The organism is Rhodococcus sp. NPDC059969, assembly GCF_042738325.1.
In the GTDB taxonomy this organism is placed as follows: Bacteria; Actinomycetota; Actinomycetes; order Mycobacteriales; family Mycobacteriaceae; genus Rhodococcus_F.
Genome location: NZ_JBHWUF010000003.1, coordinates 299,564 through 323,185, shown reverse-complemented (window position 1 = coordinate 323,185; position 23,622 = coordinate 299,564). Strand labels below are relative to the sequence as shown.

22 protein-coding genes are annotated in these 23,622 nt (G+C 63.3%); 11 read left to right on the top strand and 11 right to left on the bottom strand.

Annotated features, from left to right (window positions below; genetic code table 11):
* Window positions 1–57 precede the first annotated feature (57 nt).
* The 7 genes from uvrC to tpiA all read left to right on the top strand — a co-directional run bounded on the left by uvrC (window position 58) and on the right by tpiA (window position 8,398).
* Complete coding sequence (gene uvrC / locus ACFWAD_RS12970; protein ID WP_378544326.1) at window positions 58–2,250, top strand: excinuclease ABC subunit UvrC; 2,193 nt, start codon at window positions 58–60, stop codon at window positions 2,248–2,250.
* Window positions 2,247–3,146: an RNase adapter RapZ gene (gene rapZ, locus ACFWAD_RS12965; RefSeq protein WP_378544323.1), complete on the top strand. Its 900-nt coding sequence runs from the start codon at window positions 2,247–2,249 to the stop codon at window positions 3,144–3,146. Before uvrC ends, rapZ begins: the two co-directional genes overlap by 4 nt.
* Window positions 3,143–4,225: a uridine diphosphate-N-acetylglucosamine-binding protein YvcK gene (gene yvcK, locus ACFWAD_RS12960; RefSeq protein ID WP_378544320.1), complete on the top strand. Its 1,083-nt coding sequence runs from the start codon at window positions 3,143–3,145 to the stop codon at window positions 4,223–4,225. The genes rapZ and yvcK overlap by 4 nt, the downstream gene beginning before the upstream one ends.
* Window positions 4,216–5,199, top strand: coding sequence for a DNA-binding protein WhiA (whiA, locus tag ACFWAD_RS12955; protein ID WP_230815559.1), 984 nt, complete (start codon window positions 4,216–4,218; stop codon window positions 5,197–5,199). Before yvcK ends, whiA begins: the two co-directional genes overlap by 10 nt.
* 158 nt (window positions 5,200–5,357) lie before the next feature.
* Window positions 5,358–6,377, top strand: a complete 1,020-nt coding sequence (gene gap / locus ACFWAD_RS12950) for a type I glyceraldehyde-3-phosphate dehydrogenase (protein WP_003944851.1) — start codon at window positions 5,358–5,360, stop codon at window positions 6,375–6,377.
* A gap of 17 nt (window positions 6,378–6,394) precedes the next feature.
* Complete coding sequence (locus tag ACFWAD_RS12945) at window positions 6,395–7,606, top strand: phosphoglycerate kinase (protein ID WP_283304640.1); 1,212 nt, start codon at window positions 6,395–6,397, stop codon at window positions 7,604–7,606.
* A 6-nt stretch (window positions 7,607–7,612) separates the two neighbouring features.
* Window positions 7,613–8,398: a triose-phosphate isomerase gene (gene tpiA / locus ACFWAD_RS12940; protein WP_019748390.1), complete on the top strand. Its 786-nt coding sequence runs from the start codon at window positions 7,613–7,615 to the stop codon at window positions 8,396–8,398.
* 88 nt (window positions 8,399–8,486) lie between these two features.
* Here the strand turns inward: tpiA and ACFWAD_RS12935 are convergent, their stop codons facing one another.
* The gene (locus tag ACFWAD_RS12935; RefSeq protein WP_378544317.1) at window positions 8,487–9,287 is read right to left on the bottom strand and encodes a tyrosine-protein phosphatase; all 801 of its coding nucleotides are present in this window, start codon (window positions 9,285–9,287) and stop codon (window positions 8,487–8,489) included.
* Between the two features lie 209 nt (window positions 9,288–9,496).
* Here ACFWAD_RS12935 and secG point away from each other — a divergent pair, with 209 nt between their 5' ends.
* From secG to ACFWAD_RS12920, 3 genes are all read left to right on the top strand, one after another.
* Entirely contained in the window at window positions 9,497–9,730 is a 234-nt protein-coding gene (secG, locus tag ACFWAD_RS12930; protein WP_003944946.1) for a preprotein translocase subunit SecG, read from the top strand.
* 103 nt (window positions 9,731–9,833) lie between these two features.
* On the top strand, window positions 9,834–12,608 hold the full coding sequence (ppc, locus tag ACFWAD_RS12925) for a phosphoenolpyruvate carboxylase (RefSeq protein ID WP_378544314.1): 2,775 nt from the start codon (window positions 9,834–9,836) through the stop codon (window positions 12,606–12,608).
* A 122-nt stretch (window positions 12,609–12,730) separates the two neighbouring features.
* On the top strand, window positions 12,731–13,516 hold the full coding sequence (locus ACFWAD_RS12920; RefSeq protein WP_378544311.1) for an oxidoreductase: 786 nt from the start codon (window positions 12,731–12,733) through the stop codon (window positions 13,514–13,516).
* A 28-nt stretch (window positions 13,517–13,544) separates the two neighbouring features.
* Here ACFWAD_RS12920 and ACFWAD_RS12915 read toward each other — a convergent pair whose 3' ends face one another.
* The 4 genes from ACFWAD_RS12915 to ACFWAD_RS12900 all read right to left on the bottom strand — a co-directional run bounded on the left by ACFWAD_RS12915 (window position 13,545) and on the right by ACFWAD_RS12900 (window position 15,617).
* Window positions 13,545–14,045 carry a hypothetical protein gene (locus ACFWAD_RS12915; RefSeq protein ID WP_378544308.1) on the bottom strand — a complete coding sequence of 167 codons (501 nt, stop codon included), beginning with the start codon at window positions 14,043–14,045 and terminating at the stop codon, window positions 13,545–13,547.
* A gap of 122 nt (window positions 14,046–14,167) precedes the next feature.
* Window positions 14,168–14,488 (bottom strand): TfoX/Sxy family protein, encoded by a 321-nt coding sequence (locus tag ACFWAD_RS12910; protein ID WP_230815565.1) that lies wholly within the window; start codon window positions 14,486–14,488, stop codon window positions 14,168–14,170.
* A gap of 29 nt (window positions 14,489–14,517) precedes the next feature.
* Entirely contained in the window at window positions 14,518–15,165 is a 648-nt protein-coding gene (locus tag ACFWAD_RS12905) for an AAA family ATPase (RefSeq protein ID WP_378544305.1), read from the bottom strand.
* Between the two features lie 107 nt (window positions 15,166–15,272).
* Entirely contained in the window at window positions 15,273–15,617 is a 345-nt protein-coding gene (locus ACFWAD_RS12900; protein ID WP_378533121.1) for an iron chaperone, read from the bottom strand.
* Between the two features lie 68 nt (window positions 15,618–15,685).
* Between ACFWAD_RS12900 and ACFWAD_RS12895 the strand changes: the two genes are divergently transcribed.
* Window positions 15,686–15,814, top strand: a complete 129-nt coding sequence (locus tag ACFWAD_RS12895) for a hypothetical protein (protein WP_283304649.1) — start codon at window positions 15,686–15,688, stop codon at window positions 15,812–15,814.
* A gap of 10 nt (window positions 15,815–15,824) precedes the next feature.
* On the opposite strand, the gene ACFWAD_RS12890 is transcribed toward ACFWAD_RS12895, so the two are convergent.
* From ACFWAD_RS12890 to tkt, 6 genes are all read right to left on the bottom strand, one after another.
* Window positions 15,825–16,748 (bottom strand): SDR family oxidoreductase, encoded by a 924-nt coding sequence (locus ACFWAD_RS12890; RefSeq protein ID WP_378544302.1) that lies wholly within the window; start codon window positions 16,746–16,748, stop codon window positions 15,825–15,827.
* A gap of 327 nt (window positions 16,749–17,075) precedes the next feature.
* Window positions 17,076–17,816: a 6-phosphogluconolactonase gene (gene pgl, locus ACFWAD_RS12885; protein WP_378544299.1), complete on the bottom strand. Its 741-nt coding sequence runs from the start codon at window positions 17,814–17,816 to the stop codon at window positions 17,076–17,078.
* Entirely contained in the window at window positions 17,809–18,717 is a 909-nt protein-coding gene (gene opcA / locus ACFWAD_RS12880) for a glucose-6-phosphate dehydrogenase assembly protein OpcA (protein WP_095970270.1), read from the bottom strand. Before opcA ends, pgl begins: the two co-directional genes overlap by 8 nt.
* Entirely contained in the window at window positions 18,717–20,261 is a 1,545-nt protein-coding gene (gene zwf, locus ACFWAD_RS12875; RefSeq protein WP_378544296.1) for a glucose-6-phosphate dehydrogenase, read from the bottom strand. The genes opcA and zwf overlap by 1 nt, the downstream gene beginning before the upstream one ends.
* Before the next feature lie 4 nt (window positions 20,262–20,265).
* The gene (gene tal / locus ACFWAD_RS12870) at window positions 20,266–21,390 is read right to left on the bottom strand and encodes a transaldolase (protein WP_378445962.1); all 1,125 of its coding nucleotides are present in this window, start codon (window positions 21,388–21,390) and stop codon (window positions 20,266–20,268) included.
* 5 nt (window positions 21,391–21,395) lie between these two features.
* On the bottom strand, window positions 21,396–23,498 hold the full coding sequence (gene tkt / locus ACFWAD_RS12865; protein WP_378533111.1) for a transketolase: 2,103 nt from the start codon (window positions 23,496–23,498) through the stop codon (window positions 21,396–21,398).
* Window positions 23,499–23,622 lie beyond the last annotated feature (124 nt).

Here is a 23,622-nt window from a genome sequence, read left to right as displayed (position 1 = left end):
GGTGCCCGCATCCTGCGCGTTTCCGAGTCGGTCGGTGGCGGCGACTAACCTGAAACCGTGCCGGATCCCTCGACTTACCGCCCCGCTACCGGAACCATTCCGGCCGCGCCGGGCGTCTACAAATTTCGTGATCCGCATGGTCGGGTCATTTACGTCGGTAAGGCGAAAAGCCTCCGTTCACGTTTGAACTCGTACTTCGCGGACGTCACGACGCTTCATCCCCGTACTCGGCAGATGGTGACCACTGCCGGCAGCGTCGAGTGGACCGTCGTCAGTACCGAAGTCGAAGCGCTTCAGCTCGAGTACAACTGGATCAAGGAATTCGATCCGCGGTTCAACGTGCGGTACCGCGACGACAAGACATATCCGGTTCTCGCTGTGACGCTCAACGAAGAGTTCCCGCGGTTGTTCGTCTACCGCGGTCCGCGGCGCAAGGGCGTCCGGTACTTCGGTCCCTACTCCCATGCCTGGGCGATCCGCGAAACTCTCGATCTGCTGCTACGAGTCTTTCCCGCACGAACGTGCTCGTCCGGAGTCTTCAAACGGCACAACCAGATCGGCCGTCCGTGTCTGCTCGGCTACATCGACAAGTGCTCGGCGCCTTGCGTCGGCCGCGTCAGTGCCATGGAGCATCGTCAGATCGTCGAAGATTTCTGCGATTTCCTCGCCGGCCGCACCGACAAGCTGGTCAAAGACCTCGAGAAGCGCATGCAGCAGGCTTCCGAGGATCTCGACTTCGAGACCGCAGCTCGTCTGCGCGACGACATCGGAGCCTTGCGTAAGGCACTCGAGAAGCAGGCAGTGGTGCTCGGTGACGGCACCGACGCCGATCTCGTCGCCTTTGCCACCGATGATCTCGAGGCCGCTGTCCAGGTGTTCCATGTGCGCGGCGGACGTGTGCGCGGTCAGCGTGGATGGGTCGTGGAGAAGGCAGGCGACGCCATCGACTGGGCTGCGCTCGACGCCGAGTCGGACTTGCCGATTCTGGTCGAACAGTTCCTCACCCAGTTCTACGGCGAGCAAGCGGCCCTCGACCCGGGAGCGGGCTCCGGGGCCGGGATCAGTGCCGTACCCAAGGAAGTTCTCGTGCCGGTTCTGCCGGCAAACGCGACCGAGATCCAGGCGTGGTTGAGCGAGCTTCGGGGATCGCAAGTGCAACTGCGGGTTCCGCAACGCGGCGACAAGAAGGACCTCGCCGAAACAGTCCAGCGAAACGCGAAAGAGGCTCTGGCGCAGCACAAGCTCAAGCGCGCCGGGGATTTCACTTCACGATCTGCGGCGCTGCAGGGCATCCAGGAAGCGCTGGATCTGGATTCGGCTCCGCTACGAATCGAATGTATCGACATCAGTCACGTCCAGGGAACCGACGTCGTGGCGTCACTGGTCGTGTTCGAGGACGGGCTCCCGCGCAAGTCGGACTACCGGCACTACGCGATCAAGGAAGCTGCCGGCGACGGTCATTCCGACGACGTGGCGAGTATCGCCGAGATCACGCGCAGGCGGTTCCTGCGCCACAACCGCGACCTGGGCGTTCTGGCGGCCTCGGCGTCGACTATGGATGCGGACGGCGGGGATCTCGCTCCCGAAGCGGCGATCGACCCGGCCACCGGTCGGCCTCGGCGCTTCGCGTATCCACCCAATCTGTTCGTCGTGGACGGCGGCGCCCCTCAGGTCACGGCGGCAGCTGCTGTCCTCGACGAGTTGGGGGTCACCGACGTCGCGGTGGTCGGATTGGCCAAGCGCCTCGAAGAGGTATGGGTGCCGGGCGAGGAAGATCCGGTGATCCTTCCCCGAACGAGTGAGTCGCTGTACCTACTGCAGCGCATCCGCGACGAAGCTCACCGCTTCGCGATCACCTTCCATCGCAGCAAGCGCTCGAGGCGCATGACGGCTTCGGCGTTGGACTCGGTCAAGGGGCTCGGTGAAACCCGTCGTACCGCTCTCGTGGCTCACTTCGGTTCCGTGGCGAAGCTGAAAACGGCAACGGTCGAGGAGATCATGCAGGTCCCTGGTATCGGTGAGACCACCGCCACAGCAGTTCTGGCCGCACTGGGAACGGATTCGGCTGCGGCCGATGCGGGTGCTGAAGCTCGAGCGCTGCCCGCCGCGGTAGGGGATGATGAGCTGGACACGGAATCCGAATCGTCTGTTACGTCTGCTGACGCGCCCAGCGCTGAATCCGGTAGCGGTGACGAGGGCTCCGAGTCGCGAGAATTGTCCATGCCGACGACGGGGCCGAGTGCACAGTGACTACCGACAGCGCCAAAGACAGTCGAACGATGGATTTCCTGCTGGTGACGGGATTGTCCGGAGCAGGTTTGAGTACCGCGGCCAAGGTGCTCGAAGACCTCGGCTGGTATGTCGCGGACAATTTGCCACCTGAGCTGATTTCCCGGATGGTCGGTCTGAGCTTGACCTCCGATCCGCCGGTCGATCGTCTCGCCGTCGTGATCGACGTGCGAAGTCGACTCTTCACCGGAGACCTCGGTTGGGTGCTCACCGAACTCGAGGCGGAACCGATCCACACCCGGGTGCTCTACCTCGAAGCATCGGACGACGTGTTGATCCGGCGGTTCGAACAGGTGCGCCGCAGCCATCCCTTGCAGAACGACGGCATCGACGGCACGTTGTCCGAGGGGATCGCAGCCGAGCGTCGGCAGTTGGCCGTGGTGAAGGCGGCCGCCGATCTGGTCATCGACACGTCGGCGTTGAAGGCTCATCAGCTGCGTCAGAAGATCGAAACGGCGTTCGGGAACGATGCCAACCGCACGATGAAGGTGACGGTTCAGTCGTTCGGATTCAAGTACGGCCTGCCGATGGATGCCGATCTCGTCTGTGACGTTCGATTCCTGCCCAATCCCCATTGGATCCCCGAACTTCGTCCGCACACCGGTCAAGATGCCGACGTCCGCGACTACGTGTTGTCCCGAGAGGGCGCCGAAGACTATCTCGACACCTACCGTCATCTGGTGGATTTGACGATCACCGGATATCGACGAGAAGGAAAGCGCTACATGACAATTGCGGTCGGGTGCACCGGCGGTAAGCACCGCAGCGTTGCCATGTCCGAAGCTCTCGCGAGGCGTCTGGGTTCCGAGGAAGACATCTCGGTCAGCATCGTGCACCGGGATCTGGGGCGCGAATGAGTGAACCGACACAGCGCTCGCCGGAAGCACTCGCGGGGCCGGCCATCGTCGCTCTGGGCGGCGGGCACGGATTGTTCGCCACCCTCCAAGCCGTCAGGCGTCTGACAGTCGACGTCACCGCGGTGGTCACGGTCGCCGACGACGGTGGTTCCTCGGGCCGGCTGCGCGCCGAGCTCGGCGTCATCCCGCCCGGCGACCTACGGATGGCGCTGGCGGCTCTGGCGTCCGACGAACCCGAGATAGTCGACTGGACGCGGACCATCCAGCATCGCTTCGGCGGTGTCGGCGCGCTCGCCGGGCACTCGGTGGGCAATCTCATCCTGGCCGGCCTCACCGAGGTGCTCGGTGATCCAGTCGTCGCGCTCGACGAGATGGCGCGACTGCTGCGAATCCGTGGCCGTGTGTTGCCGATGTCGCCGATCGCGCTCGAGATCGAAGCCGACGTTCAAGGACTCGAAGAGGACCCCCGCGTCAGCCGCTGCATTCGTGGACAGGTTGCCGTCGCGACGACGCCGGGCAAGGTCCGGCGCGTGAGACTGCTCCCGTCCAATCCGCCCGCGTGCCCCGACGCCGTGACCGCGATCGATCGTGCCGATCTCGTGGTCCTCGGACCCGGATCGTGGTTCTCGAGCGTGATCCCGCATGTCCTGGTACCCGAACTCGTCGAATCACTCTCGTCGACGAAGGCTCGAAAAGTGCTGGTGCTCAATCTCGCCCCCGAGCCGGGGGAGACCGCCGGATTCTCCGCGGAGCGTCACCTGCACGTACTCTCCCAACACGTGCCCGATTTCCGGGTCGACTACGTGGTGGTCGACTCGGCGTCGGTACCGGCCGGGCGCGAACGTGAACATCTGCAGCGTGCGGCGGATCAATTTTCGGCCGAAGTGAGGTACGCGGAAGTCGCGGATACCTCACCGGGCGCAGCGCATGTACACGATCCGGCAAAACTGGCCGACGTGTTGGCCGAGCTGTCGGGCAGTGCGGCAGTGGGGGATTCGACGCAGCGTTCCCGGCAAGACCAGCCTTCCCGGCAAGAACAGTATTCCGAAGAACAGAGGGAGAACGCTTCGTGGCAATGACAGCGGAGGTCAAGGACGAACTGAGCCGGTTAGTGGTGACTCAGGTCAGCTGCCGCAAGGCAGAGGTCTCCGCGTTGCTGCGCTTTGCCGGTGGACTCCACATAGTCGGCGGCCGGGTGGTCGTCGAAGCCGAGGTGGACCTGGGCTCCACGGCGCGACGACTGCGCCGGGAGATTTTCGACCTGTTCACCTACAGCGCCGACGTTCACGTACTCAGTGCAGGCGGACTTCGTAAGTCCGCTCGCTACATCGTGCGTGTGGCGAAGGAGGGTGAGGCGCTCGCCCGCCAGACGGGACTACTCGATCTTCGCGGACGCCCGGTTCGCGGCTTGCCTGCGCAGGTGGTCGGCGGAAGTGTCGGCGACGCCGAAGCAGCTTGGCGCGGAGCGTTCCTCGCGCACGGTTCCCTGACCGAACCCGGCCGTTCGTCGGCGCTCGAAGTGAGCTGCCCGGGCCCGGAAGCCGCACTGGCATTGGTCGGAGCTGCGCGGCGTCTCGGTATCTCGGCGAAGGCACGTGAGGTGCGCGGAACGGATCGTGTGGTGATCCGCGACGGCGAGGCCATCGGCGATCTCCTGACCCGCATGGGAGCCCAGGACACGCGTCTGGTGTGGGAGGAGCGACGGATGCGACGCGAGGTCCGCGCCACCGCCAATCGTCTCGCCAATTTCGACGACGCGAACCTGCGACGCTCGGCTCGCGCAGCCGTTGCCGCTGCTGCACGCGTCGAGCGTGCGTTGGAGATCCTCGGCGAGGACGTCCCTGATCACCTCGCCGCGGCGGGCGCACTGCGCGTCGAGCATCGGCAGGCGTCCCTCGAGGAACTGGGACAGTTGGCGGACCCGCCGATGACCAAGGACGCCGTTGCCGGACGTATCCGTCGCCTGCTGTCCATGGCTGATCGCAAGGCAAAGGAAACGGGTATACCCGACACCGAATCGGCAGTGAATGCGGAGCTACTCGAAGAGGGGTGACCTGCCCTCCGTCAGGGTGGGCTGCGCACGTTCGGGCCACGCGCATTAGGGTATGAGTCACATCGACCGATGAACCCCACGTCCGCGTCGTGCACACACGGATTCGGAGTATGCGTGGGTCAAGTTGCACACCAGAATCATGGTCAAAGGAGCGAATTGTGACTGTCCGGGTTGGCGTAAACGGTTTCGGCCGTATCGGACGTAACTTCTTCAGGGCGGTGGATGCGCAGAAGGCGCTCGGAACCACCGATATCGAGATCGTGGCAGTCAACGACCTGACTGACAATGCGACGCTCGCTCACCTGCTGAAGTACGACTCCATCCTCGGCCGTTTGCCGTACGACGTGTCGCTCGACGGTGACGACACGATCGTTGTCGGCGATCAGCGCATCAAGGCCCTCGCACACCGCGGCCCGTTGAACGAACTTCCCTGGGGCGAGTTGGGCGTCGACGTCGTCGTCGAGTCCACCGGCATCTTCACCGACGCCGCAAAGGCCAAGGGACACCTCGAAGCCGGCGCCAAGAAGGTCATCATCTCGGCTCCGGCCAAGGGTGAAGACATCACCATCGTCATGGGCGTCAACGACGACAAGTACGACGGCAGCCAGAACATCATCTCCAACGCGTCGTGCACCACCAACTGCCTCGGCCCCATCGCCAAGGTTCTCGACGACGAGTTCGGCATCGTCAAGGGTCTGATGACCACGATCCACGCGTACACCCAGGATCAGAACCTGCAGGACGCTCCGCACGCAGACCTCCGTCGCGCCCGCGCAGCCGCCCTCAACATCGTTCCCACCGGCACCGGTGCAGCCAAGGCAATCGGCCTGGTCCTCCCGCAGCTGCTCGGCAAGCTCGACGGCTACGCACTGCGCGTGCCGATCCCCACGGGCTCGGTCACCGACCTCACCGCGAACCTGAAGAAGTCGGCCACCGCCGACGAGATCAACGCCGCGATGAAGGCTGCTGCCGAAGGACCCCTCAAGGGCATCCTGAAGTACACCGACGCACCGATCGTCTCCTCGGACATCGTCACCGACCCGCACTCGTCGATCTTCGACTCGGGTCTGACGAAGGTCATCGACGACCAGGTCAAGATCGTTTCCTGGTACGACAACGAGTGGGGCTACTCCAACCGCCTCGCCGACCTCATCGGCCTCGTCGCCAAGTCTCTCTGAGCGGAGTTTCGATAACAGTGGCAGTTCAGACGCTGAAGGATCTGCTGGACGCTGGGGTCGAGGGGCGCACCGTACTGGTGCGTTCCGACCTCAACGTCCCGTTGGATGGCGGAGAAATCACGGACCCGGGCCGCATCGTCGCGTCCGCTCCCACCCTGCGGGCACTTGCCGAGGGTGGAGCGAAGGTCATCGTGACCGCGCACCTCGGGCGCCCCGACGGTCAGCCCGATCCCAAGTTCTCCCTCGCACCGGTTGCCGCGAAGTTGGCCGAAATCCTCGGTCGCAACGTGCAACTCGCCGGTGACGTCGTGGGACAGGACGCGCTGGCTCGTTCCGAAGGACTCACCGACGGTGACGTCCTGATGCTCGAGAACATCCGTTTCGACCCTCGCGAGACCAGCAAGGACGAAGCCGAGCGGGTCAAGCTCGCCAAGGCTCTCGTCGAGCTGGTCGGTGACGACGGCGCATTCGTCTCCGACGGATTCGGTGTTGTTCACCGCAAGCAGGCGTCGGTCTTCGACGTCGCGAAGCTGCTCCCGCACTACGCGGGTTACCTCGTCGGCGCCGAGGTCGAGGTGCTCGCCAAGCTCACGCAGGACGCAGCGCGTCCGTACGCGGTGGTGCTCGGCGGCTCCAAGGTCTCGGACAAGCTGGCCGTCATCGAGGCACTGGCGCCGAAGGTCGACACTCTGGTGATCGGCGGCGGAATGTTCTACACGTTCCTCGCGGCTCAGGGTGTGTCCGTGGGCAATTCGCTGTGCGAAGAGTCCATGATCGGGACCTGCAAGGATCTCCTCGACCGGTACGCCGACGTCATCCACATCCCTCAGGATGTTGTTGTCGCGGACTCCTTCTCGGCCGATGCCGAGTCGAAGATCGTTCCGTTCGACGAGATTCCCGACGGTTGGATGGGTCTGGACATCGGACCGGAGTCGGTCAAGCGCTTTGCCGCGATCCTGACCGGCGCCAAGACCGTGTTCTGGAACGGCCCGATGGGTGTGTTCGAGTTCCCGAAGTTCGAGGCAGGCACCCGCGGTGTCGCCGAGGCAATCGTGGAGGCAACCGAGAAGGGTGCCTTCAGCGTCGTCGGCGGCGGCGACTCCGCAGCAGCCGTTCGTCAGCTCGGTATCCCGGACGAGGGCTTCTCGCACATTTCCACCGGTGGTGGCGCTTCCCTCGAGTACCTCGAGGGCAAAGAGCTGCCTGGCATCGCAGTACTGGAAGGCTGATCCGACATGGCACGTAAGCCGTTGATCGCCGGCAACTGGAAGATGAATCTGAACCACCTCGAGGCTATCGCCCTGGTGCAGAAGATCGCTTTCTCCTTGCCTGCGAAGTACTTCGACAAAGTGGATGTCACGGTCATCCCGCCGTTCACCGACATCCGAAGCGTCCAGACGCTGATCGAGGGCGACAAGCTCCTCCTCACGTACGGCGCGCAGGATGTCTCGGCTCAGGACTCGGGCGCGTTCACGGGCGAGATCAGCGGCTCCATGCTGGCCAAGCTCGGTTGCACCTTCGTCGTGGTCGGTCACTCGGAGCGTCGCACCCTTCACGGTGAGACCAACGAGACCGTCCTCGCGAAGACCAAGGCCGCTCTCAAGAACGGCCTCACGCCGATCGTGTGCATCGGCGAAGGCCTCGAGATCCGCGAGGCCGGCGATCACGTCGCCTACAACGTCGACCAGCTCAAGGGTTCGTTGGCGGGCCTGAGCGCGGAGGAGATCTCCAAGATCGTCATCGCGTACGAGCCTGTCTGGGCCATCGGCACCGGCCGTGTCGCTTCTGCCGCAGATGCACAGGAAGTGTGCGCTGCGGTGCGAGCAACAGTCGCCGAACTTGCCGACGCCGAGGTCGCAGCCGGCGTTCGCGTCCTGTACGGCGGTAGCGTCAGCTCCAAGAACGTCGGAGAGATCGTCGGCCAGACCGACGTCGACGGTGCTCTTGTCGGCGGCGCGTCACTCAAGGCTGACGAGTTCGCGACACTGTCTGCGATCGCTGCAGGCGGTCCACTCCCGTGATGTGATCGGGTCGTGAGCTGAAACTGCTCGAGACTGAAACTGCGGGCGTGTGACCGAGTAGGTCACACGCCCGCAGTTTTTTCGCGAGTCAGCTCAGGAGTTTGCTTTCCAAAGCGCCGACGAGTTCGGGAGCAAGCTCCAACCCGGCGGTCAGATAGTTCTCGACGGTCCCGTAGTGGTGGTCCACCTCTTCGAAGGCGGCGCCCAGGTAACTCGCGTCGACGGAAAGCAGCAATCGGATGACCTCGCCCTTGTCTGCATCTGTGGCAGCGGCGATCTTCGCGACTGTTGCATCGATGTACTCGGCCGAGTACGTATTCGTGAGCAGGTAGTCCGCCGTGATCGTTTCGCGCGGCACACCGGCGAGTGTCTGCAGTAGTGCTGCCGCCCAACCTGTTCGGTCCTTGCCCGCCGTGCAGTGGAAGAGCTGCGGCCCCTCGGTGGTCGCCAGGGCGGCGAACAACTGCGAGAATCCGTTCCGAGTGACGGGATCCGCCACAAAACTACGATTGATGTTCTGCATGAAAGCTGTTGCAGCGTCAGCTGTTCGGAGAGCCATTGCTTCGGCGTGGATGTTGCCGGACAGGATGGGAATGTGGGCGTACATCGCCGGAGCTGGCACGATGTCGGGAGTTTCGTTCGCTTCGGTTTCGGATCGAACGTCGTAGACGGCTGTCAGCCCCAGCGATTCCACGATTGCGAGATCCTCGGGCGAGGGTGTCAGAACGTTTGCGCGGTAGAAGACTCCTCGGCTCATCGCCTGTCCACTGGTCGTGACGTACCCGTGGCCGGCCACATCGCGGAAGTTGTGAATCGAAGCCAGACGTGGAGTGTCGGGCAGGGCAGTGTCGGGCAAGGCAGTGTCAGGCAGGGCAGTGTCGGAAAGCATGGAGCGGGCCTTTCGGAGGTAGAGTCGCGTCAACTGAAAAACTACTGAATCGGTATCTCGACGGTGTGATCGATGCCACTGACCAAGAGTCGTGCCTGGCCGGGTGCAGAGGTGTGTGCAAGGCGGGTATGTGGTCAGGCTATCTGTGCGCGCCTGTATGGTGTTATCGGTTGTAGTTGTCCCTATTGGATTGGTGGACGTAGACAGACATGAAACTGTTCCTGGATATCCTGCTGGTCATCACCAGCTTGCTCCTCATCGCCTTGGTGCTCCTGCATCGCGGTAAGGGCGGCGGTTTGTCGAGTCTGTTCGGTGGCGGTGTCCAGTCCAGCCTGTCCGGATCGACTGTTGTCGAGAAGAACCTCGACCGGTTGACGGTCTTCACCGCGTTGATCTGGCTCATTTCGATCGTCGGCATCGGCCTGGAGATCAAGTTCGCCTGATTCTCGGCTCATGACTTACAGCCGGTAGTTTTTCACACACGAATTTCAGACACGGAACCCCGCCTATCGAGCGGGGTTCTTTGTTTCGGTCGATAATTGTGTGATGACTGAAACCGCGTCGCATCGAGAAACACCGCGAGAGGCCACCGAGCCGCTGCGCGAAGACATCCGGCTTCTCGGCGGAATACTCGGACAAATAGTGCGAGAGCAAGCCGGCGACAATGTGTTCGATCTGGTCGAGCGAGCCCGTGTCGAGTCGTTCCGAGTCCGTCGTTCGGAGATCGATCGCGCCGAACTGGTGTCGCTGTTCGCCGAAATCAGTACGGACGACGCCATTCCCGTCATCCGGGCGTTCAGTCACTTCGCACTGCTCGCCAACCTGGCCGAGGACATCCATCGCGAGCGTCGACGGGCCATCCACGTCAACGCGGGTGAACCGCCCCGAGACAGCACTCTCGCGGCCACGTACACCAAACTCGATGCGGCCGATATCGACTCGGCCACCGTCGAAGAAGCGTTGCGGGGCGCCCTGGTCTCACCCGTCATCACCGCTCACCCGACGGAGACTCGTCGCCGCACGGTGTTCGAGACGCAGAGTCGGATCACCGAGTTGATGCGATACCGCGAGCGCACGGCGCTGAGCGTCGCAGAAACCGCTGATGTCGATCTGCAATTGCGCCGTCAGATCCTGACCCTGTGGCAGACGGCTCTGATCCGGCTCAGCCGCCTCCGCATCCAGGATGAAATCGAGGTAGGCCTGCGCTACTACGACGCAGCGTTGTTCGAGGTGATTCCGAAGATCAACGCCGAGGTTCGCAAAGCTCTGCGCACTCGTTGGCCGGACGCCGGGCTCCTGCCGGAACCGATCCTGAGGCCGGGTTCGTGGATCGGCGGTGACCGAGACGGCAATCCGTACGTGACCGGCGAAATCGTCCAGCGCGCCACGTCGCGCGCTGCGGCGACTGCTCTCGAGCATCACCTCGAGGAACTCGAACATCTCGAGCGTGAACTGTCGATGTCGGCGCGGCTGGTGTCCGTCACGCCCGAACTCGATCTGCTGGCGTCCACTTCCGGCGACGATTCGGCATTCCGGGCCGACGAGCCGTACCGTCGCGCAATTCGTGGTATCCGTGGGCGATTGAGCGCCACCGCATTGTCGGTGCTGGGGGAGTTGCCCGCTCACGGTTCCGATGACGGTCTCGAGGCGTACACCGATCCGGCACAACTACAGCGGGATCTCGGAATCATCGACACCTCGCTGCGTCGTTTCGGCGACGAGACCATTGCCGACGATCGACTCGATCGGCTCCGAGAAGCGGTGGAGGTGTTCGGCTTTCACCTGTCCGGCCTGGACATGCGGCAGAACTCCGAGGTTCACGAAAGCGTCGTCGCAGAACTTCTGGCGTGGGCCGGAGTTCACCCGGACTACGCGTCCTTGCCGGAGGCCGAGCGAGTGGAATTGTTGTCGGCCGAGCTGACCACGAGGCGACCGCTGACTTCGCCGGATGCCGAGTTCAGCGAATTGACCACCAAGGAACTGGCCATCATGGCGGCCGGCGCGAAGGCAGTGCGGGTTCTCGGAGCGGGTGCGGTACCCAACTACATCATCAGCATGTGTACCTCGGTCAGTGACATGCTCGAGGCCGCAGTGCTGCTCAAAGAGGTCGGGGTGCTCGATCCCGGCGTCGGCAGCGAACCCTCCTGCCCGATCGGCATCGTTCCGTTGTTCGAGACGATCGAGGATCTGCAGGGCGGCGCCGACACACTGCTGGCGACGCTCGACATCCCGATCTACCGTGCGATCGTCCGGTCCCGCGGTGACAGTCAGGAAGTGATGCTCGGGTACTCCGATTCCAACAAGGACGGTGGCTATCTAGCTGCCAACTGGGCGCTGTACCGTGCCGAGCTCGACCTTGTCGATGCCGCGCGTAAGAGCGGAATCAGATTGCGACTCTTCCACGGCCGCGGTGGAACGGTCGGACGTGGCGGCGGACCGAGCTACGAAGCGATTCTGGCTCAGCCTCCCGGTGCAGTCGCGGGTTCTTTGCGAATCACCGAGCAGGGTGAGGTGATTGCCGCCAAGTACGCCGAACCGCGCCTCGCGCATCGCAACCTCGAAACACTGATTGCAGCGACTATCGAGTCGACGTTGCTCGACGTCGAAGGTCTCGGCAGCGATGCAGACGCGGCCTATGCAGTATTGGACGAGCTTGCCGCCCTCGCCCGCACCGCGTACAGCGAACTGGTGCACGACACACCAGGATTCGTGCAGTACTTCGAAGCGTCCACACCGGTCGCCGAGATCGGGGCACTCAACATCGGTTCTCGCCCTGCCTCTCGCAAGCAGACCAAGGCGATCTCCGACCTGCGTGCAATTCCCTGGGTGCTCTCGTGGAGTCAGTCTCGCGTGATGCTTCCGGGTTGGTACGGCACCGGTGCCGCGTTCGAACGATGGATCGACGGAGACGACAGTCGGCTTGCCACGTTGACGGCCCTGTACGAGAAGTGGCCGTTCTTCCGAACCGTGCTCTCGAACATGGCCATGGTGATGTCGAAGTCGGACCTCGGTTTGGCGGCTCGCTACGCGGACCTCGTCCCCGACGCAGAACTACGCGATCGAGTCTTCGGAATGATCACCGACGAGCACGAACGCACAATTCGCATGTACAAGGCAATCACGGGAAACGAGAACCTCTTTGCCGACAACTCGGGCCTCGAGCGTTCGGTCCACAACCGGTTCCCGTACCTCGAACCTCTCAACCATCTACAGGTCGAGCTGATCCGTCGATACCGGTCCGGCGACGAGAGCGACCAGGTGCGTCGGGGCATCCAGCTGACGATGAACGGCCTGGCGACTGCACTTCGCAACAGTGGCTAGGTGTAACAGTGGCTAGGTGTGACAGCGGATAGGCCGGCAGGTTTATCACGGTGTGCGTGCGGCGACTCTAGGGCTGTTGCACGCACATCTCCCGCTGCGCGCAGGACCGAACGGGGACCGCGGTGGATCTGCAATTGGACGGGCGAACCGCGGTGGTGACCGGCGCGGGAAAGGGTATCGGACTGGCTGTCACGCGGGCGTTGGTCGCTGAGGGCGTCCATGTTGTCGCCGGCTCTCGGACGCTCTCACCTGAACTCGAATCGCTGCAGTCCGGAGGCGCCGTCAGGTTTGTTGCGGTCGATTTGGCGAGTGCCGAAGGCTCAACTCGACTGCTCGAGGTCGCAGCAGGCAGGGGCGGCGTGGACATCCTGGTCAACAACGTCGGTGCTGTCACCCCGAGAACCAGTGGTTTCGCAAGTATCACGGACGACGAGTGGGCGTCGTCGTTCAATCTGACGTTCTTGTCGGCTGTGCGCACGGTTCGCGCCGCGTTACCGGAGTTGATCCGCCGAGGCGGCGGGAGCATCGTGACGATCAGTTCGGTCAACGCCTTCCTGCCCGACCCCACGGTGATCGACTACAGCGCCGCCAAAGCAGCGCTGACCAACTTCTCGAAGTCGTTGTCGAAAGAGCTGGGTGGGAAAGGGATCCGCGTCAACACCGTCAGTCCTGGGCCGGTGCAAACGGAGTTGTGGCTAGGCAAGCACGGTGTGGCATCGACGTTGGCGAAGGCGAGTGGATCTGCCGCCGACGACATCGTCGAAAGTGCCGCGGCCGGCGCCGAGACTGGGCGGTTCACTTTCCCCGAAGAGGTTGCCGACCTGGTGTTGTTCCTCGCCAGCGATCGTGCGGGGAATGTGACGGGCGCGGACTTCGTGATCGACGGCGGTCTGATCAAGACCCTGTGACCGCTGATCAAGACCTTGTGACCGCTGATCAAGACCTTGTGATCATTGCCGCCTGGAACCTGATCAGGTGCGCGACGGTCGATGACGTGACGCACAGGATCACTGCAGACGCGATGACCACCCACAGTCCCCACCCGATGGACGGCCCGGCGATCTCGGGACTACGTCCCACGATGGCCGCGGCGTTTCCGACGGCAACGATCAAGACAGCGATTCCCACCAGCGGTCCGGTGCAGTGATTTTTCATCTCGGGGGTGACGTCGCGGACCATGATCGCGATCAGTGGAGTGACCGCACACATCGCGAGGACGAGAGTGATCGCCCCGCATTCGTCCATACCACTGTGGTCGAGGGCGGAAGACGACGTCCACGGGCCGAGGCTGCCGGCGACGATTCCGGCGCACGCCCACAACGATCCGACGAGATTCGGTCCGAAACGGTCGGGCATGAGGGAGGGAATTGCGCGGGTCGTCGGCGGCTGAAAGCCGAAGGCGCGTTGGTGATCCGGCTGATTGGGTGTGAACGTCACGGGACGGACCACCTTTCCTCCGCGGCGTCGAGGCGCCCAATCGAAATGCTTTTCCGGAGTCTAAGGGCCGCCCAGTTCACTTTTGCCGAATCGACCGAAATTGATCGAACCGGCAGTACCAGTCAGTGAACGAAGTCCAGCGCTTCTTTGATCCACGCATTGAATTCGACGTTAGAACTCGTTCCGGTTCGGTCGACGACGATCCATCCCTTGCTCATCGGCTTACCCCGCATCTCGGGCCAACTTGCACCCTTGTGCGTCAGAAGCTCGTCGACACGATCGGGGGCACAACGAACCATGATGTTGCCGTGTGAGTTCGCGCTGGCGGCCAGCTTCCCGTTGACCATGAAACTCAGGCCACCGAACATCTTTACTTCCTCGACGTCGTCCTCGCCCGAGAGCGCGTCGCGGATACGCTCAGCTAGCGCTTTGTCGTATGCCATGGAGGCCTCCTGGGGGGTGGAGTTCCAGGTTAGATCAGGTGGCGCAGGTACGTCTGTGGGTCGTGAAGGAACCGTCGCCAGTTCGAGACGAGATCGAGGTCTTCCCATCCTGCGGTTCTGATTCCCCATTCGCCGATCTCGAGCAGGTTGGCGTTCGGGAGCGCCGCGATGATCGGCGAGTGCGTCGCGATCACTGCCTGTGCGCCGGAGTCCACCAGCTCACCGAGCAACGCGGCGAGCGTCAACGTTCCTCGGAAGGAGAGGGCGGCATCGGGTTCGTCGATGAGATAGAACCCGCCGTCGGCGGTCCTCGACGACAAGATCTCGAGCAGCGCTTCTCCATGGGAAAGCTGATGATATTGCGGTTCAGGGTGCCGGGGATTGGGGTTGTCCTCCAGGTACGTGTACAACCCGTGCAAGGTTTCGTCCCGAAGGTAGTACGCCCACTTCGATGCGCCGGGGCTCCGCTCGACCAGAAGGCCGAGGCCGCCCGGTTCACTCGATCGGGTCTGATGCCGCGTATTGGTCGACCCGCCTTCGGCATTGAGCCCGAGAACGGCGGCAAGAATTTCGATGACGGTCGACTTCCCGGCTCCGTTTTCGCCGACCAAAATCGTGACACCCGGTGGAAGTTCGAGACCGTCCTCAACGATCTGCGCGACCGCAGGCACGGTCATCGGCCAACTGCCTACGTCAGCGCCCGACGATGGCCCCGCCTTGATGCGGCGGATGGGTTGTCTCTGCACTGCCATACGTTCTCACAAGGCTCCGACGGGAACCGAGGCTAGTGGCGCTGCGCGAGCAATTCGACGATCCGAGCCACCAGATCGAGGGGGATCGGTTTGTTCAGTGGGAACTTCACGGTTGATTTCGCGGACCGGTACGGGTCGACGGACTTCTCGAACTCTGCGTCACCCGCCGGCAGTGGGTACATCGAGATGTGGTGTTTCCAGCCTGCGAAATGAACCAGGTTCTTGCCGTTCACCGTCATGGTCGGCATCTGATAGCTGATGGTTTCATCGAGGCCTGGAACCGTGTTGTGAATCGTCTCGCGGATGCTTTCGAGGGCTGGTTGCACGTCGGCGGGAAACGACGCGATGTATCCGTCGATCGTCGCGAATTCTGCCATGCTCGGATCCTAATCGCACTCCGACTCCCACTGATGGCGACTGGGGGGGGCAAATGAGACCATTAGGTATGAAAAATGTGGAACCTTGGGAGTTCGCCGGCATGCTCACGCATCTGCGCGCGTATCTGACCAACGCAAGGCGCTTTCTGCGGGGGTGGTCGTATCGCGAGGTAGACGGCTCGTCGGAAGATCGCTGACTAATCACGTTCAGCGTTGGTGATGCCAAAAATCGGGTCGGCTCCCGTCGGCGTCGGTGAACCCGTAGTCGGTTCCGAGTTCGCCGGAACTGACAGATCGCTGATTCCATCGCTTCCGGTTCGGATCGGCGGCGAGGGCCGCGATCGCACGTCCGATGAATCTCGGTGACTCGGAGCGTGCGAAATCCGGAGGTGCAGTCGGGCCATCCCGATTCGGCAACAGTGCGTCACGCCAATTCGATTCGCCGACACCAAAATTGTCGAGCATCATCTCCGATCGCAGGAACCCCGGAGTGATGGCGACGGCAGTACATCCGAACGGGGCCGATTCGTGGCCTTGCGAAAAAGCGAGCCGGTTCACCGACACTTTCGCCAAGTCGTAGAACACCGAGATGCGATAGTTCGACGCGTTGTATTCAGTAGTGCCGTCGGTTATTTCGGCGACCATTCCACCAGGTCGATCGATCATCAGCGGCAGGAGGTGATGCGACGTGGTGATGTGAGTGTCGATCGCCAGGCGCAAGATGTGAAAGCCCTTGTCCACATCGTGTTCCCATACCGGTGTGTTCCACTCCGCCGGCCCACCCTTGAGCAATTCCGCGCCCCAGATGTCGTTGACCAAGATGTCGATATGTCCGTAGTCGGCGCGCAAGCGTTCGGCGAGATCAGCCACTTGTTTGCTCTTGAGGTGATCGACGGCAATCGGCACTCCGACGCCGCCCAGCGCGGTGACAAGTTCCGCAGTCTCTTCGATGGTCTCGCCGCGCGGGTAGTCCGACTGAAGTATCCCGGCAGATGTGCTCCGACCAGTGCAGATGACAGTTGCACCCACCTCGCCCAAGGCTGCGGCGATTCCGCGTCCGGCGCCCCTCGTCGCCCCGGCAACAACAGCTACGCGCCCGCGGAGAGCGTCCGGATTCAGTGTCCACGACATTGTTCGATTGTTCCCGCCCGGTTTGCTTCGTTCAAGAGCGACGGCGATCTGCGGAACCGAACCTTGATCCGCGGCGTCCAAGGTAGTAATTGCTCGGAGGAGCGAAACAGGGGGAGAGATGAATCGTTGTGTCGGGCAGAGTGCCCGTTGGAGGAACGGGATCTCGGGATTGAGTTCCGTTCCGTCAAAAGGAAATTCGCATTCGATCCGGAGTCGGCGGGTAATCGAAACTCGCCGCTGTGAGAAGGTCGTCGACCTTCCACCAGGCCGGGAATCGCCCGAAGACGATTCCCGGCCGGTGTGAAAATCAGATCTGTGAAAATCAGATCACGGAAGCTGCGAGGCAGCGTCTGTATCGAGGAACCAACGCGTCGCAACCAAACCGGTGGCTCCGGCGGACGGCCAGTCCTCGGCCGAGGCACCACCAACCGCTTTGGCAACGGCCTCGGCCTTTGCTGCGCCGGAGACCAGTAACCAGACCTCTTTGGCACGCCGAACAGCGGACAACGTCAGCGTGATGCGAACCGGTGGCGGCTTGGGGGAGTCCGTTACCGCGACAACGAATCGCGCTTCTTCTCGAACGGCGTCGGTGTGCGGGAACAACGAGTTGACGTGTCCTTCGCCGCCCATGCCGAGCAGGTGCACGTCGAAGGTCGGGACCTGATTGCCGTGTGCCTGGGCGCCCAGCAGTTGTTCGTACGCCGTCGCCGCACCGTAGGGATCACCGTCGTAGATACCGTCGGATGCGGCCATCGCATGTACTCGGTCGGGATCGACCGGCACATGATCGAGGAGCGCCTCTCGAGCCTGCACTTCGTTCCGCTCGGGATCGCCGGACGGCAGGAACCGCTCGTCACCCCAGTAAAGGTCTATCTGAGACCAGTCGATGTCGCCGGGAGCATTCCGCAACTTCCCGAGAAGTGCGATCCCGGTTCCGCCACCGGTCAGAACGATGGATGCGACTCCGCGAGCCTTCTGGGCCTCGACGATGGTCGTGACCAGGCGTGCGGCAGCAGCATTGACGAGTTGGCCGGCGTCGGAAAACTTCTCTACGACAACATCACTCATAGGTCACCTTCTCCAATCCAGCCAGAGCTTCCTCGTAGATCTCGTCGGGATCGAGTCGACGCAATTCCTCGGCGAGGCAATCGCGTGTCTCTCGGCGACCCAGAGAAACCAGCGCGTCGGGCTGACCGGTGCGGATCAACGTTGCAGTCGTGCCCTCCTGCGGGCGACTGATGGAAATGCTGCGGGTCTCTAGCTTCAACTCGACGGTCAGCTCACCCGTACGCCGAATGACCGGACCGTCGATCTTGGCCGCCAGCCAACCGGCGAGAATATCCAGTGCCGGTTCGGTTTTGAGACCGGAGACCACTGCGGAGGTGATCTTCTCGTGCGGCGGCTGATCGAGAGCCGAAGCAAGCAGCGCGCGCCAGTAGGTGACGCGACTCCAGGCGAGATCGGTATCACCGGCGGTATACGACGCGAGTCGCCCCTTGATGGTGGCCGTCGGATCGGGGGCACCGGTGGCATCGGTGATGCGCCGTATCGCGAGCCTCCCGACGGGGTCCTTCGCCGGAATCTCGGGTGCCTCGAGGGGCCACCACGCGACTACCGGGGTGTCGGGGAGCAGGAACGGGATGACGACGCTGCTCTCGTGATCCGCAAGCGGACCGTAGAGACGCAGGACCACGACCTCCGAGGCGCCGGCGTCGCCGCCGACACGGATCTGAGCATCGAGCCGGGGCTCACTCTGCTCGTCGCCACGCAGAAGCACGATGACGCGGCAAGGGTGCTCGCGACTTGCCTCGTTGGCGGCCTCGATGGCTTCCTCGGCGTTCCCGGTGTCCCTGGTGCAGACGACGAGCGTCAACACTCGCCCCAAGGTGACAGCGCCGCCGGTCTTACGTACCTCGACCAGTTTCTTGCTGACCTGGACCGTGGTGGTGGACGGCAAATCGAGAATCACTAGGGTCGCCTCCATTCGCGTCCGGTGCGTTGCATCATTTCGTCCGCAGACGGTGGTCCCCACGTTCCGGCCTCGTAGGGTTCCGGCTTACCGCCGGCGGCCCAGTGCTCGAGGACGGGATCGAGTATCTCCCAAGACAATTCAACTTCGGCATTCACCGGGAACAGTGACGGCTCGCCGAGCAACACGTCGAGAATGAGTCGCTCGTACGCCTCCGGTGACGACTCGGTGAAAGCCTGACCGTACGAGAAGTCCATGTTGACGTCACGGACCTCCATGCTCGATCCGGGAACCTTCGAGCCGAACCGCATGGTGACGCCCTCGTCGGGCTGCACGCGGATGACCAGAGCGTTCTGGCCGAGGTCTTCGGTCATCGTCTTGTCGAACGGCAGGTGCGGTGCGCGTTTGAACACCACTGCGATCTCGGTGACACGACGGCCGAGTCGTTTGCCCGTGCGCAGGTAGAACGGCACACCCGCCCAGCGGCGGGTGTCGACCTCGAGGGTGATGGCGGCAAAGGTCTCCGTGATGGAGTCCGCTGCGAAGCCGTCTTCTTCGAGGAGCCCGACCACCGGCAGCCCACCCTGCCAGCCGCCCGCGTACTGGCCGCGGGCGGTGGTCTCGTCGAGGGGTTCTGCGAGGCGAGTGGCAGAGAGGACCTTGATCTTCTCCGCCTGCAGATTGAGCGGCTCGAAGCTGATGGGTTCTTCCATCGCCGTGAACGCGAGCAATTGCAGCAGGTGGTTCTGGATCACGTCACGGGCCGCGCCGATGCCGTCGTAGTACCCGGCGCGTCCACCGAGGCCGATGTCCTCAGCCATCGTGATCTGAACGTGGTCGACGTAGTGCGCGTTCCAGATCGGATCGAACAACTGGTTCGCGAAGCGCAGAGCCAGGATGTTCTGGACCGTTTCCTTACCGAGGTAGTGGTCGATACGGAAGACCGTGTCCTCGGGGAACACCTTGTTGACGACGGCGTTCAGTTCGCGAGCGCTCTCGAGGTCGTGACCGAACGGCTTCTCGATGACCACGCGTCGCCACTGACCGTCCTCGGCCTGCGCGAGGCCCGACGCCGACAGTTGCTCGAGCACCTGAGGAAACGCGTTGGGCGGAATCGCAAGGTAGAACCCGTGATTGCCGCCGATACCACGTTCGTTGTCGAGCGTGGCCAACGTCTCGGACAGGTTCTGGAAGGCCTCGGCCTCGTCGAAACTGCCCTCCACGAACCGGATGCCTTCGGCGAGCCGCTCCCACACGTCCTGGCGGAACTTGGTGCGAGCACCGTCCTTGACTGCTTCGAGGACGACGTTCGCGAAGTCCTCGTCCGTCCAGTCACGCCGGGCGAACCCGACCAGAGCGAATCCGGGCGGCAACAGTCCACGGTTGGCGAGGTCGTAGATGGCTGGCATGAGCTTGCGCCTGGCAAGGTCGCCGGTAACACCGAAAATCACCAGGGCGCAGGGCCCCGCAATGTGCGGAAGCCGTTTGTCGGTGCTGTCCCGAAGGGGATTCACCCAATCTGATGCCGCCGCGGAATCGCTCACAGGCTCAGCTCTTCTGGGTTGCTGCGCGGAGCTGCTCGGCAGTTGCGTCGAGCAACTCGTTCCAGGACACCTCGAACTTGTCGACGCCCTCGGTTTCGAGGACCGTGAACACGTCCGCAAGATCGATGCCGACAGCGGCGAGCTGATCGAAGACCGCCTGTGATTCCTGAGCGGTACCCGAGATGGTGTCGCCCGTGATCTCGCCGTGGTCGGCGAGAGCGTCCAGCGTCTTCTCCGGCATGGTGTTGACGGTGTTGGGTGCAACCAACTCGGTGACGTAGAGCGTGTCCGGGTAATCCGGGTTCTTCACGCCGGTCGACGCCCACAGCGGACGCTGAGCCTTGGCGCCGTCTGCCAGAAGAGCCTGGAAGCGCGGCTGCACCTCGAAGATCTGCTGGTACGCGTTGTACGCCAGGCGAGCGTTTGCGAGTGCAGCCTTGCCGCGAAGCTCGAGAGCTTCCGGCGTGCCGATTGCCGTGAGGCGGTTGTCGATCTCGGAATCCACGCGGGAGACGAAGAACGAGGCGACCGACTCGATGGACGAGATGTCGCGGCCGGCAGCCTTGGCGGTGTCCAGACCTTCGAGGTATGCGCCCATGACTGCTTCGTAGCGCTCGACCGAGAAGATCAAGGTGACGTTGACGCTGATGCCCTCGCCGATCACCTTGGCGATGGCGGGAATGCCTGCCAGCGTCGCGGGGATCTTGATCAGGACGTTCGGGCGATCGACGATCTTGTGCAGCTCGATCGCCTGCGCGACGGTGGCGTCGGTGTCGTGTGCCAGGCGAGGATCGACCTCGATGGACACGCGGCCGTCGACGCCGTTCGACGCCTCGAACTGCGGAGCCAGGATGTCGCACGCAGCGCGCACGTCGTCGGTGGTCACCGCGGTGATGGTGGCGTCGACATCGGCGCCGCGCTGTGCGAGCTCACGAACCTGAGCATCGTAAGCCGAGCCCTTGGACAGGGCTGCCTGGAAGATCGACGGGTTGGTCGTGACGCCCACGATCGACTTCGTGTCGATGAGGTTCTGCAGGTTGCCGGACTGGATGCGATCTCGCGAGAGGTCGTCGAGCCAGATGGAAACGCCTGCAGCGGAGAGCTTTTCGGTATTCACGTTCTGTGTCATCGAGATCATCCCTTCACAGCTGCGAGGGAGCGCTGCGCGGCTTCGACAGTCGCGTCGGCAGTGATGCCGAACTCCCGGTACAAGGTCTTGTAATCGGCGGAGGCGCCGTAGTGCTCGAGCGAGACGGCCTGACCGGCGTCGCCGAGGATGCGCCACCACGGCATTGCGATGCCGGCTTCCACGGACACGCGTGCGCGGACGGCGGGCGGAATGACCTCGTCGCGGTACGCCTGATCCTGCTCGAGGAACCAGTCGAGGCAGGGCACGGAAACGACGCGGGTTGCAACGCCCTGAGCTTCGAGGGTCTCACGAGCCTCGGTGGCCAGATGCAGTTCGGAACCGGTGGCCAGCAAGATGACCTCGGGCGAACCGTTGGCTGCGTCGACGAGAACGTACGCGCCGCGCTTGACGCCCTCGGCAGCTTTCTCCTTGGTGCCTTCGAGAACCGGAATGTCCTGGCGGGTGAGTGCCAGAGCGGTCGGTCCTGTCTTGTTCTCGAGTGCTGCCTGCCAGGCGAACGAGGTCTCGTTGGCGTCGCCCGGGCGGACGACGGCGAGATTCGGGATGGCGCGCAGTGCCGCCAGGTGCTCGACCGGCTGGTGAGTCGGGCCGTCTTCGCCGAGACCGATGGAGTCGTGGGTCCAGACGTAGGTGACGGCAGTCTTCATCAGTGCAGCCAGGCGAACGGCCGGACGCATGTAGTCGGAGAAGACCATGAAGGTTCCGCCGTACGGGCGGGTCGGGCCGTGCAGCGCGATGCCGTTGAGGATCGAGCCCATCGCATGCTCACGGATGCCGAAGTGGAGCGTGCGGCCGTAAGGCTGCGCATTCCAGTCGTTGGTGGAGATGGAGAACGGGCCGAACGAATCTGCGCCCTTGATGGTGGTGTTGTTGCTGCCCGCGAGGTCAGCGGAGCCGCCCCACAGTTCGGGCAGGATCGGTCCGAGCGCGTTGAGTGCCGAACCGGAGGCCTTGCGAGTCGCAACGCCCTTGGCGTCGGCCTCGTAGGTCGGGAGAGCGTCGGCCCAGCCGGCGGGGAATTCGCCGGCGAACAGGCGGTCGAAGAGTTCCTTGCGTTCGGTCTCACGTGCAGCCCACGCGTCGAACTCGACCTGCCATGCCTTGCGTGCGTCGGCGCCGCGCGAGACGACCTCACGGGCGTGAGCCAAAGCGTCGGCGTCGACGTCGAAGGACTTGCTCGGATCGAATCCGAGGGCTTCCTTGACCGCAGCGACCTCGTCGGCACCCAGGGCGGAACCGTGGACGTCGCCGGTGTTCATCTTCTTCGGAGCCGGGAAACCGATGATGGTGCGGAGAAGGATGATCGACGGGCGATCGACGACGGCCTTGGCCGCAGCGACTGCGTCGAGAATGCCGGAGACGTTTTCGCCGCCCTCGACGTGCTGAACGTGCCAGCCGTACGCCTCGTAGCGCTTTCCGACGTCTTCGCCGAGAGCGATGGTGGTGTCGTGCTCGATGGAGATCTTGTTGTCGTCGTAGAAGACGACGAGGTTGCCCAGTTCCTGGACACCGGCGAGGGACGACGCCTCGGAGGTGACGCCTTCTTCGATGTCACCGTCGGACGCGATCACGTAGATGTGATGGTCGAAGGGGGAGGAGCCGACCGGGGTCTCCGGATCGAACAGCCCGCGCTCACGGCGCGCAGCCATCGCCATACCAACTGCGGAGGCGAGGCCCTGGCCCAGCGGACCCGTGGTCATCTCGACGCCGACGGTGTGGCCGACCTCGGGGTGGCCGGGGGTCAAAGCGCCCCACGTGCGGAGAGCTTCGAGGTCCGCGAGTTCGAGACCGTAGCCCGACAGGTAGAGCTGGGTGTACAGCGTCAAGGACGAATGGCCACAGGAAAGAACGAAGCGGTCACGGCCGACCCATTCTGCATCCGAAGGATCGTGGCGCATGACGCGCTGGAAGAGGGTGTATGCCAACGGCGCCAAGCTCATTGCAGTTCCGGGATGGCCGTTGCCGACCTTCTGAACCGCGTCAGCGGCGAGCACGCGGGCGGTATCGACAGCCTTGGTGTCCAGGTCGGTCCAGTCCGAGGGGTGGACGGGTTGCGTGAGGACGTGGATCTCGTCTGTGATCGACACTGGCAGATGTCTCCTGACATGGTGTACGTGGATTGCGAGGGTGGGTGTCCCTCCACTGCGCAACCCAGCCTAATGGTCCTGGCTGTCCGGGTCGATTCGGTTCCTCCATGGCTGCGGTCTACCA